Source organism: Hominenteromicrobium mulieris (genome assembly GCF_046197855.1).
Lineage (GTDB): Bacteria > Bacillota > Clostridia > Oscillospirales > Acutalibacteraceae > Hominenteromicrobium > Hominenteromicrobium mulieris.
Window position 1 is genome coordinate 725039 of record NZ_CP173188.1, and the last position, 12136, is coordinate 737174.

Consider the following 12136-nt stretch of genomic DNA (forward strand, 5'->3'; position numbering starts at 1 on the left):
AAGCAACGAACCCCTCGGGGTTCGTTGCATTTTGTCAGCTTTTGATTTTGCTGCCGTGGGTATTCCCGGCTGTGATTGAGGGTGCGCAGTATCTCATTCTTTTTCTCAGTCAGAGGGAGCTTGAATTTTATACGAAGGCATAAAGCAACGCCGCACTCTCAATGAAAAATCGAGGGTGCGGCGTTGCTTTATTTCTAAGAATTCGCTGTGGCGAGTTCTTCAAGGAACCCCTTAATAGGGTTCCTTGCGGCAGAACAGTCCACCGGACTATTCTGCCTATCTTCCTGATTTTTGGTAGGTAAAAAGGTCTCGCCGTTTGCGAACGACGACCAAAGGCGTTGCCTTTGGAAACCACCACCTTTGAAAAAGTGGACGAAACTTTATTCGTCGCTTCGCTGTGGTTTACGGAAGATCAATTCCCTGTAATGGCGTTGAGTGCGGCGGAGACGACTTCACCGGCGGTATAGAGTCCGGAGGAGCCCTCCTGCACGCACACGGCGAACGCATACGGGGTGCTTTCGTCCTCCGAGAAACCGACGATCCAGCAGTTCGGGTTTTTATCGTCGAGCTCGGCGGTGCCGGTTTTGGCACACAGCGAATAACCGTCGAAAAGATACTCGCCGTAGTAATTGACGACGTTGTTGCGCATCATGCTGTGGAGAGAAGCGGCAGTGGAGCTGTCCGTTAAGGTGTAGCTCGTGCGGCTTTTGCCGCCCGTGAGGTATGGCTCCGGTGTGGAGCCGCCGTTTGCGATAGCGCCCATCAAAAGCGCCATGTGGTACGGGTTTGCCATGACATCCGCCTGACCGACGGAGCTCCACGCGAGGTCTATGGCGCTGGTGGAGCTGCTTAAATTGGTACTGCTTTTGTCGGTGGTGACAGAATCAAACGAGAAGTTTTTACCGAAGCCCATTTCTTCGGCTTTCTTTTTGAGGTTTTCCGCGCCGATGTCCTCCGCAAGCTGCGCAAAGTAGAGGTTGCAGGAATAGCCGAGCGCCTGCTCGAGGTTCAGCTCGCCGTGGTAATTGAGACACGTCACCTTGCCGGAGCCGATGTCCATTTCTTCTTCGCAGGTATAGGTGCGGGTGTCCCAATCGGGCAGGTACTCCATGGCGGCAGCCGCTGTGACGAGCTTAAAGATGGAGCCCGGCGTGTAGGTGGAGGAAAGCGTGTGGTCGAGGAAAACGCCGTTGTATTCTTCGTTATCGTTGAGGTCCTCCGGGACGTTCATGGGGTCGTATGTGGGAGCGCTGACCTTGACGAGTACCTCGCCGGTCTTATAGTTATAGACAAACGCGGAGCCGTTGCGGCCGTTGAAGGCGTTGTACGCGGCGGCGCTGGCGTTGGCATCTACCGTTAAAACGAGGTTGTTGCCGAGGTCCGAAAGCACGGTGCGCGCAAGGCCCGTGATGGGGTTATAGCCCACGAGCTGCGAGCGGTGCACGGCCTGCACGGCGGTGCCGATGTAGCCGCTGGAATCGCCCACGGTGTGGAGCAGTGCGCGGCGAATGTCTTCACTTTCGGCGTAAACGCGGGAGCCGTCCTCCGTTTTGGCGAGCACCATGCCGCTGCGGTCTGTGATGGTACCGGCGGAAACGGCGGTGTCATCGCCGTAAATGTGACCGTTATACGGCTGCGTGGCCCATGTGGAGCCGTTTAACGCGAGGTTGATGAGAAACCAGACGAAGCCGCCGCAGAAGGCGAACAGCAAAATGTAAAGGACAAAAGAGCGAAAGCCGGTCGTTTTCATCGGCGGTCACCATCCTTTCTGCGTGTGCGGGGCTGACCCGGGGAGAGGTTTTCTTCGGAAATATGGACGCGGTATGCGCCGCGGGAACGCGGGGCCGTGTTTTCGGCGCGGGTATTCGCGCGGGGACGCGGCGTGGGCGGGTCGTTCGGGGAGTAGCGCGGCGGGGTGAAGGAAATCGTGTCTTCGTCGGCCTCGCCTTTCGGGTGTCTTCCCGCACGGCGGGCAGCGTAGGTGCGTTCATCGGACGCTTTGAGGAATGCCAGAAGCCCCCAGACAGAGATCATACTGGAGCCGCCTGCGCTGATGAACGGCAGCGTGACGCCGGTGAGCGGCAGAACATCCGTGGGGCCGAAAACATTGAGCGCGGCCTGAAAGAGCAGCATGCCCGAGACGGCGCACGCCGCGATGGCGTAGAACGTGGAGCGACTGCGTGTGACATCGCTGCGGGCGTAGAGGATAAAGAGGACGAGCGCGAACAGCACTGCCATGCCCATTAAAAGGCCCTGTTCCTCGCACAGCATACCGAACACGAGGTCGCTGTCGCCGGCGGCGACATATTTTAAGATGCCGTTGCCGAGGCCGAGACCGAAGAGGCCGCCGCTTGCGATATACGTCATGGTGCGCACCTGCTGGTAGCCGAGGCTGTCCTGTGTGTGCTCCCACACGTGCATCCAGCCCGAGAAGCGCTGAGCGACATAGGGCTTAAACTGCAAAATGAGGAACACGCCGAAGCACGCTGCCGCGAGGATGAGGAAAATGGTGCGGAAGCTGCCGGAGCGCATGAATGCGATGATGAGGAAGCAGGCGAAGAAGATGAGCGCCGTGCCGAAATCGCGCATTAGGAACAGGAATGCGAGGCAAATGGCGGCGAACACGATGAACTCCGTGATGTTCTTTTTCGTCTGCAAATGGTCGAGCGTAGACGCGCCGACGAACACGAATGCGATTTTGATGAACTCCGAGGGCTGGAAGCTGAACGGCCCGATGAAGATCCAGTTGCGGGAGCCGTTGACGTCTTTGCCGAGCACAAGGTTTGCGACAAACAGCAAAATGGCGCCGATGGCGATGTAGAGCCGCAGCTTCATGACGCGCTCGAGGTCGCTCATGAACCAAACAAGGAAGCAGAAAAGCACAATGCCGATGCCGAACGCGGCAATCTGCATTTTAACGGTGTCGAGCCCCTCACCGCTGAGGAGCAGGATGCCGATGCTGCTGAGGAGCAGTCCAACGGTTTCAATCTCAAAGCTGACGCGCTTTAAGATGCGGCGGGAGAAAAAGTACAGCACCCAGCTTGCCGTGAACAGAATCACGAACGGTGCGGCGGGGTAGAGGCGGAATTCGCCTGTGCCGATCATCAGTTGCAAGGTGAGCGACATCTGAACGAGCGTGACGACGAGCATCAGCTTAAAGGGGGACGCCGCCTCTTTGGAAAAGCCGGTGAACATGCTGCGCTTTTTCTGCGGCACGTCGGACGCGTTACGCAGCGTGAGCGTGGTGGATCCCATGCGGATTTTGTCGCCGATCTGCACGAGCGTGGGCTCTGTGATCTGTTTATTGCGCACGCGTGTGCCGGCGTGGGAGCCGGTATCGCACACGAACCAGCCCTCTTCGCGGCGCATTAAAACGGCATGGTCGCGCGAAACGGAATTATCGGGTATTTGAATATCGCAGCTGCGGCTGCGCCCAATGGAATTTTCCCAGTACAAAACGGGGAAATGCGCGCCGGTGGCGGCATCCTCCAGCATGACGACCGGGTCTTTGCGGCGCTGTCCCTTTTTAAACGAGGTATAGCAGCGCCAGATGACGTACAAAACCATCAGGACGGTGACGGCGCGCACGAGCACAAGGGCGGTGGAAAGCAGCCCGGAGCCGAGTATACGCGTGATGAGTTGCTTTAAAAACTCCATAAAGACCTCTTTTCTTTACGGCGAAGATCAGTCGTGAATTTCGGCGACCTCACCGGCCTTTTTATAGATGTGGTTCGCGGGCACGAAGCCGCGCACCATGGAAAGCGGATAGACGCGTGCGTTTTTGCCGACGACCGTGCCGGGATTCAAAACGCTGCCGCAGCCGATTTCGGCGTGGTCGCCCAGCATGGCGCCGAATTTGCGCATGCCGGTCTCTACGCGTTCGCCGTCCTTTAAGACGGTGACGTTCGAGTGATCCTGCTTTAAGTTCGACGTGACGGCGCCCGCGCCGGTGTGGGCCTTATGGCCCATGACGGAATCGCCGATGTAGTTATAGTGCGGGGCCTGCGCGCCGTCGAACAGGATGGCGTTTTTTACCTCGGTGGAATTGCCGACGACGCAGCCTGTGCCGATGAGCGCGTTGCCGCGGATAAATGCGCCGGGGCGCACCTCGGTCTCCGGCCCGATGATAGTGGGGCCTGCAATGTAGACGCTCGGGTAAAGCTTGGCGCTTTTCGCGACCCACACGTCTTCGCCGCGCTGCTCGTATTCCTCGGGCGAAAGTGTTTTGCCGAGCGCTTTAATGAACTCGCCGATCTTCGGCAGCGCCTCCCACGGGTAGGTGCAGGCTTCAAGCAGCGGGCGCGCCGCGGTATAGCTGAGATCATATAAGGCGCGGACGGTCAATCCTTCATGTTTTACGTTCATATTCATGTTCCTTTCTTGACTCAATCGTACTGAAATTCCGACTCTGCGGAACGGACTTGCGACTTTCCCATAAAACCCATTTTATATAGTATAATACAACTCCCCGCACATTTCCAGTCTGTGCGGGGAGAATTCAGGTTTTCTTAACTTTTTTGTATGTTTACAGGTACTCTAAGGTGCGGATGGCGGCTTCCATGTAGATCTCGCCGGCATCCGTGCCGAGCTTATTTAAGTTGCGGGCGTCCCATTTTTCGCCGGAAAGGGAATCTGCCGCCCACATGAACTGGGCGAATTTGACGTTTCGGAACGCCGCGACGGTCGCCATGGCGGCACATTCCATCTCGACGACGGAGCAACCTTGCTTTAAGCGTTTTTCCACCTTGCCGCGCGTCTCGCGAAAAAACGCATCGGTCGTCCACGTTTTCACGCGGGCATAGGGGACGTCCATGTCTTCGAGCGCTTGGCAGACGGCATCTACACAGGCGGGCTCGAGTACGGCTTCCTCGGCGGGCGGGGCGTAGTGGTAGCTTGTGCCTTCATCGCGCACGGCGGCGTAGGGTACCAGAATGTGCCCGGCGGTGATGGCGTGATCGAGTGCGCCGCAGGAGCCGAGCATCAAAAACTTTTTCACGCCGTGGGGGATCATCTCTTCCATGATGCCGCAGGCAGACGGCGCGCCGACGCGCATGCACATCAGCGCAAACGCGGTGCCGTTCGGCGCAGTGCAGCGATAGACCGGTTCTCCACCGTTGCAGTCCTGATATTGCATGATGACTTCGCCGTGAAATTCCGCCGCGTATTTCTCCGTAAGCGGGCGGGAGAACACGCCGATGAGTGCCTCCGGCATATTTTCCATCGGGTGATAGAATTCGCTCGGCTCAATGACGGCTTTTCTATTCGGGTCAAAATCTGTGTGGATCATGGAATTCCCTCCTTCGTTTTCGCAAACGGCAAATTTTATCCATTATACCACGGGGGAGATTTTTGTCAAGCAAAGGCCTAAATTTACCAAAATATTTTATGATTATATTGAAAAGTTGTGCGGGATACGCTATAATAGTTGCAAATACAACTATTGAGAGCTTCTTAGGGGAAAGAGGGCATGTAATTTGAAAAGACTGGCGGTGTATTTAAAACCGTTTTTGCCGCGCATGGGCGTGGGCATCAGCTTTAAGGCGGTCGGTACGCTTGTGGAGCTTGCGATTCTGTGGATTTTGTCGTATATCATTGACGATCTGATCCCGCTGAAAGAGATTCGCCCGGTATGTCTGTGGGGCGGACTGATGATTGTGTGCTCGCTCATTGCGTGGGGCGGCAACATCACGGCGAACCGCATGGCGTCCGCTGTGGCGCGCGACTGCACGCGGCAGATCCGGCATGACCTGTTCCAAAAGATCTCGTATCTTTCGGAAAGCAGGGTGGATGCGTTCACAATTCCGTCGCTTATCTCGCGCATGACGAGCGATACATACGTTTTACACCAGACGATTGGCATGATTCAGCGCATCGGCATCCGTGCGCCGCTGCTGCTTTTCGGCGGCATCATCGTATCCTTGACGATGGACCCGATGCTGACGCTCATTATGGTGGCATCCTTACCCATCGTGGGCGTAATTGTATTTTACGTCTCGCGAAAAGGTGCGAAGCTTTTTAAGATCGTGCAGAAGGCTTCCGATTCCATGCTGCGTGTGGTGCGTGAAAACGCCGTGGGCGTGCGCGTCATCAAGGCGCTTTCCAAATCGGACTATGAGCGTGCGCGGTTTAAGAAGGTGAACGACGATCTCACCGAAAAGGAGCGCACGGCAGAGAGCACCATGGCGCTCATTAACCCGGTGATGAGCCTTTTGCTGAACCTCGGCATTGTGGCGGTTATCACGGTGGGTGCGGTGCGCGTGAACAACGGCACCTCCGAGATCGGCAAGATCATCGCGTTTATGAATTTATACACCATCGTTTTGAACGCTTTAATGGCGATTAACCGCATTTTCATGATGCTTTCACGCGCATCGGCTTCCTCTGCGCGTGTATTGGAGGTGCTGGATACGCCGGTGGAGCTTTTCGAGACTGAGCCGCGCTTCAGCTTTTTGCCGAAGGACGCGCCGCATGTGGAGTTTGACCACGTGACGTTCCGCTATGCGCGCGGCAGCTTTGCGGTGCGGAACATCGATTTTGCGTTAAAGCGCGGCGAGACGCTCGGCATCATCGGCGCGACAGGCGCGGGTAAATCGACGATTATTCGTTTACTCATGCGTTACTACGACGTTTCGGAGGGCTCCGTGAAAATAGACGGCGTGGATATCCGCGACTACGCGACGTCCGATTTACGCGCGAAGTTCGGCGTGGTGTTCCAAAACGACACGCTGTTTAAGGACACGATACGCGAGAATATCCGCTTAGGGCGAAACCTGACGGACGAGCAGCTTTTGGAAGCGGCACGACGCGCACAGGCGCTGGAATTTATTGAAGAACAGGGCGGCCTGGACGCGCCGGTCGCCATTAAGGGCGCGAACCTTTCGGGTGGGCAGAAACAGAGACTGTTGCTTGCGCGCGCGTTGGCGGGCGACCCGGACATTTTGCTGTTGGACGACTCCTCGAGCGCGCTTGATTACAGGACGGACTCGAAGCTGCGTGAAGAAATTCGCCTGCATTGTGCGGACGCGACAAAGATCATCATTGCGCAGCGCATCAGCTCCATCATGCATGCGGAAAAAATCATGGTGCTCGAAAACGGCAATGTCATCGGCATGGGCACGCACGAAGAATTGATGGAGACCTGTCCGCTTTACCGTGAGATCGGGGAGTCGCAGATCGGCGAGGGACTCGCAAAGGAGGTGCACGCATGAAAAGGCCGGAAACCGTGCAAACGGAAAAACACGAAAAGCCCAAAATGAAAAAAACGGCGGTGCTGTCGCGCCTTTTGCCATATCTGATGCGCTACAAATTTTTGATGCTCGGGGCGATTTTACTGACGGTCGGCGGCAATTTGTTGTCACTGGCGGGACCGTACATTTCGGGTCTTGCGGTGGATGCGATGGAACTCGGCCGCGGCAAAGTCAATTTTGAAAAGGTGGGCTGCTATGGCGTTCTGATGGTTGTGATGTACGCGATATCCGCAGCACTTTCGTATGCGCTGACGCGCCTTATGATCGTCATCAGCCGCCGCGTGGTGAACACGATGCGGCACGATGTGTTCCAAAAGCTGAGCGAGCTGCCGGTCGGATACTTCGATACACACCAGACGGGCGACATTTTGAGCCGTATTTCGTATGACATCGACACCATCAACACCTCGCTTACGAATGATATGGTGCAGGTGTTCGCGAGCGCCGTCACAGTCATCGGCGCACTCATCATGATGCTTTCCATTTCGCCGACACTTGTGCTGGTGTTTGTTTTCACCGTACCGCTTTCGATGTTCATGACGAAGAAGATCACAGGCTTTACGCGGCCGCTGTTCCGCAAGCGCTCTGCAAAGCTGGGAGAGCTGAACGGCTTTGTGGAGGAAATGATCAGCGGGCAGAAGACGCTGCGCGCGTACGGCCAGGAAAAAAACACCATTAAAAAGCTCGATAAACAGAACGACGAGACCGTGGACGCGTACTACCGCGCCGATTATTACGGCAGCATGGTGGGCCCGTCCGTCAACTTCGTCAACAACCTTTCGCTTTCACTCGTCAGCTTTTTCGGCGCACTGCTGTTTTTAGGCGGGTCAATCTCTATCGGCAACATTTCGAGCTTTGTACTGTACTCTCGCAAGTTCAGCGGGCCGATCAACGAAATCGCGAACATCATCGGCGAATTGCAGTCGGCGTTTTCGGCGGCGGAGCGCGTGTTCCGCTTACTGGATGAAGAGCCCGAGGTCGCGGACAGTCCGAATGCCGAAGGCCTCACCGAAGCCGAGGGTGACGTAGACCTTTCGCACGTGAACTTCGGCTACACAAAGGACAGACAGATCATCAAAGATCTCTCGCTGCATGTGCCGAAGGGCGCGCTTGTGGCCATTGTGGGCCCGACGGGCGCGGGCAAAACGACCATCATCAATTTGCTGATGCGCTTTTACGATGTGGACAGCGGCGAGATTACGCTTGACCATAAGCCAATCAAAGATCTGACGCGCCGCAGTTTGCGCCTCAATTACTCCATGGTCTTGCAGGACACATGGCTTTTTACGGGCACGGTGTATGAAAACATCGCCTACGGCAGCGAAAAGGCGACGCGCGAAGACGTGGAGCGCGTGTGCAAGGCGTGCGGCATCCATGACTACATCAGGACGCTGCCGGCCGGTTACGAAACGGTGCTCGAGGACGACGGCGCGAATATCTCAAAGGGACAAAAGCAGCTGATGACCATTGCACGCGCGATGCTGCTGGAGTCGTCCCTGCTCATTCTGGACGAGGCGACCTCAAACGTCGATACGCGCACGGAGCTGCGCATACAAAAGGCCATGCGTACGCTGATGGCGGACAAGACCTGCTTTGTCATTGCGCACCGCTTATCGACCATTCGCAACGCGGATATGATCTTAGTCGTGCGCGACGGCGAGATTGTGGAGCGCGGTACGCATGAAAGCTTGATGCAGGGCGACACATTCTACCGGCATTTGTATAACGCACAGTTCGCGTAAAAACGCAGAAACGGGGGCTGTTATGAGACGTATACGAAGAACATTGCCCCACGCGGCGTGGATGTGAAAGAAATTCAGGCTGCAAAGGCGCGTGAAGCGTAAAATGCGGCCCCCAAAATTTTAAGAAAATACTAAGTTGAAACCGCTTGAAAAAATTCATTTTCGGTCTTATAATCATGCTGAATACGCAGTTTTGAAAACTGTGAGCAGGAGACCGGGGGTGGAGGACATCAGGCGGTTTTTTCATACGCTGTACGGATTGTTTGAAAAGGGAACGCGCATTCGGGGTATTTTGGGGTGCTTTCTCGGCGGATTATTTTTGAATATCGCCATAGAGCTGATGGACAGGCAGAGCCTTTCCGCTGTTTTTGTGCTGCTCGAATCGCACCCGCTGGCATTTTTGGAAAACGTGCTGATTTTGACGTTTTCCCTTTCGCTGTGCCTGTTTTCCAAGCGGCGGTGGTTTTTCGGCATTTTGATCGGCACGGTGTGGCTCGGACTCGGCATTGCGAATTTATATGTGCTCAGTTACCGCGTTTCGCCGCTTTCTGCCATTGATTTTGCGATTTTGCAGCTCGATTGGTCGTTTATCGGCATTTACATGAGCGTACCGGCGTTTATTTTGCTTGTTATTGCGGTGATTTTGCTGCTTGCGGGGCTTGTGATGCTTTTTAAAAAGTGCCCGAAAAGCCCGGTGCACCGGCTCTTTAACACGGCGGTGAGCGTGATACTCCTTTGCGCGTGCATTGTCATTCCGTATCTGCCGACGTCCTTAGGCTTCGGCGAGAATACATATACGGATGTTATCCGTTTGACAGAGGATTACGGCTTTGCGTACACGTTTACGCGCAGTCTCGTTGACACGGGTATCGACCGGCCGGAGGATTACTCCGCCCGCCGCGTGCGCGCCATTGCAGCGGAGGTGCTGCGCACAAAGGACAAAGCGCCCGAGGACGTGCCGAACATCATCTTTTTGCAGCTGGAGTCGTTTTTCGACGTGAACCGCTTAAAAGACGTGACGTTCTCCGAAAACCCGGTGCCGTATTTTGAAGAGCTGAAGGAGACATGCCCTAGCGGGTATTTCACCGCGCCGTCTGTTGGCGCGGGCACGGCGAACACGGAATTTGAGGTTATCACGCAGATGAATGTGCATGACTTCGGCACGGGCGAATATCCGTACAAGACGATTTTGCAGGAAACGCCGTGCGAGTCCATCGCGTATGACTTAAAAAAACTTGGGCTCGCGTCGCACGTCATTCACAATAATACGGCGACGTTCTATGACCGCAACATCGTGTTCCCGAAGCTCGGGTTCGATTCATTCACGACGCTTGAATACATGAACCACGTGGAGACAAACGAAATCGGCTGGGCGAAGGATAAGATTCTGACAAAAGAGATTGTGCGGGCGCTTTCCGAAACGGAGGAACGCGACCTTATTTACACCATTTCGGTGCAGCCGCACGGCGCGTATCCGGAGGAGAGCGAGACGGCGGATATCAAAGTGCTTTCCGGCATAGAAGACCCCGCTTTGCGCGGACAATTGGAATATTACGCGACGCAGATTCACGAAGTGGATGAATTTCTGCGCACGCTGACCGATGTGCTGACGACGTGGGAGGAGCCGACCGTTTTGGTGCTGTACGGCGACCACATGCCGTCGCTGGAGATCAGCAAGGATATGCTGGACCTTTCTGCGGGCGGCCTGTTTGAAACGGAGTACGTCATTTGGAGTAACTGCGGCGTGGGGGGCGCGGATAGAAACGTGAAGGCGTATCAGCTTTCGTCCCGTGTTTTGGAGCTTTTAGACATCAACGTAGGCACACTGACGAAATTCCACCAGTTAAACCCGTGGCGCGGTGCATACGAAACGGAGCTGCGCACGCTGCAATACGACATGCTGTACGGCGACCGTGTGGTGTACCACGGCGAGCAGCCGTTTGAGGAGACCGACATGCGCTTCGGCACGCGGGACATCACCGTGAACACGGCGTATGTGCAGAACGATATGCTGATGGTGCGCGGCAAAAATTTCACGCCGTACAGCGTGATTTACGTGGACGGCAACGCGAAGGAGACGACGTTCCTGTCCGAATACGCCGTGACCTGTGCGGCGGACGACATAGAAAAAGGCGACCGTGTGACGGTGCGGCAGGTGGCGGAGGACGGCACGGAGCTTTCGGAAGCCATTGCCGACCCGTACGGGGATTAAATCGGAGGGAAACGTGACAGCGTACTATCATTTGCCCGGCTTATTTGAATTTTTCGAGCTGTACAGTGTGTTTTTGCCGCTGTACGGAGCGCACAGAGAATATTTTTACGAGTGGTGCGAGATCGCGTCTGTTTACGGCGCGCCGGCGGACTGCCTTTGGGGCGGCGGACGCCTCGGCGACGGCGAGCACGACCCGCGCGCGGTACTCTCGCTCATGCAGGAATATAACATCTCCGCGCGGCTGACGTTCAGCAATTCTTTGTTGGAGGAAAAGCATTTATCTGACCCGAAGTGTAACACGCTGTGTAAGCTGTTTGCGGAGAGCGAAAGCCCGCAAAACGGCGTGATCGTGCATTCCGATTTACTGTTAGACTATTTAAAAAAGACGTACCCGGGGTTGTATTTTGTTTCGTCTACGACGAAGGTGCTGACGGACTTTGAAGACTTTAAACGGGAGCTCGAACGCGAAGATTTTCGGTTTGTCGTGCCGGATTTTCGGCTGAATAAACAAGTTGAAAAGCTGAACGCGCTGCCGCAGGCGCTGAAGGACAAGGCGGAGTTTCTCTGCAACGAGTGCTGCTCTTTCGGCTGCAAAGACCGCAAAGCGTGTTATGAAGCGGTGAGCCGCAAAAACCTCGGTATAGACGGCCCGGAGCACGTCTGCACCGTGCCGAATGCAAAGGAGGGCTACCGCTTTTCAAAGGCGATGGAGAACCCGGGTTTTATCGGTGTTGCAGATATACAGAACGTATATCTGCCGATGGGCTTCACGAACTTTAAAATTGAGGGTAGGGGACTCGGCAGTGCGCTCATTTTGGAATTTCTGCTTTACTACATGACAAAGCCGGAATACCGGCTGCGCGTGCGGGAAGAAATATATTTAGACAACATGCTCGATCTGTTTTGAAGAAAGCACGGTTTGCGGCAAATTTCGC

Annotated in this window: 8 protein-coding genes; 4 read left to right on the forward strand and 4 right to left on the reverse strand. The window is 55.4% G+C overall.

The genetic code is table 11. The annotated features are described in order from the left end of the window. Positions 1-412: 412 nt before the first annotated feature. The 4 genes from ACI0CA_RS03475 to ACI0CA_RS03490 form a co-directional block, all read right to left on the reverse strand. Positions 413-1750 (reverse strand): penicillin-binding transpeptidase domain-containing protein, encoded by a 1338-nt coding sequence (locus ACI0CA_RS03475; RefSeq protein WP_412267011.1) that lies wholly within the window; start codon positions 1748-1750, stop codon positions 413-415. Further along, on the reverse strand, positions 1747-3657 hold the full coding sequence (locus ACI0CA_RS03480) for an FtsW/RodA/SpoVE family cell cycle protein (RefSeq protein WP_446806555.1): 1911 nt from the start codon (positions 3655-3657) through the stop codon (positions 1747-1749). The genes ACI0CA_RS03475 and ACI0CA_RS03480 overlap by 4 nt, the downstream gene beginning before the upstream one ends. Before the next feature lie 27 nt (positions 3658-3684). Continuing rightward, entirely contained in the window at positions 3685-4365 is a 681-nt protein-coding gene (locus ACI0CA_RS03485; RefSeq protein WP_417073502.1) for an acyltransferase, read from the reverse strand. Between the two features lie 160 nt (positions 4366-4525). Then, positions 4526-5287: a nucleoside phosphorylase gene (locus ACI0CA_RS03490; protein WP_417112895.1), complete on the reverse strand. Its 762-nt coding sequence runs from the start codon at positions 5285-5287 to the stop codon at positions 4526-4528. A 187-nt stretch (positions 5288-5474) separates the two neighbouring features. Here ACI0CA_RS03490 and ACI0CA_RS03495 point away from each other — a divergent pair, with 187 nt between their 5' ends. The 4 genes from ACI0CA_RS03495 to ACI0CA_RS03510 all read left to right on the forward strand — a co-directional run bounded on the left by ACI0CA_RS03495 (position 5475) and on the right by ACI0CA_RS03510 (position 12108). Then, positions 5475-7208, forward strand: coding sequence for an ABC transporter ATP-binding protein (locus ACI0CA_RS03495; RefSeq protein ID WP_446806554.1), 1734 nt, complete (start codon positions 5475-5477; stop codon positions 7206-7208). Continuing rightward, positions 7205-8989 carry an ABC transporter ATP-binding protein gene (locus tag ACI0CA_RS03500; RefSeq protein WP_446806553.1) on the forward strand — a complete coding sequence of 595 codons (1785 nt, stop codon included), beginning with the start codon at positions 7205-7207 and terminating at the stop codon, positions 8987-8989. The genes ACI0CA_RS03495 and ACI0CA_RS03500 overlap by 4 nt, the downstream gene beginning before the upstream one ends. A 202-nt stretch (positions 8990-9191) precedes the next feature. After that, complete coding sequence (locus tag ACI0CA_RS03505) at positions 9192-11201, forward strand: LTA synthase family protein (protein WP_446807052.1); 2010 nt, start codon at positions 9192-9194, stop codon at positions 11199-11201. After that, positions 11179-12108 (forward strand): hypothetical protein, encoded by a 930-nt coding sequence (locus tag ACI0CA_RS03510; RefSeq protein ID WP_373367788.1) that lies wholly within the window; start codon positions 11179-11181, stop codon positions 12106-12108. Before ACI0CA_RS03505 ends, ACI0CA_RS03510 begins: the two co-directional genes overlap by 23 nt. Positions 12109-12136 lie beyond the last annotated feature (28 nt).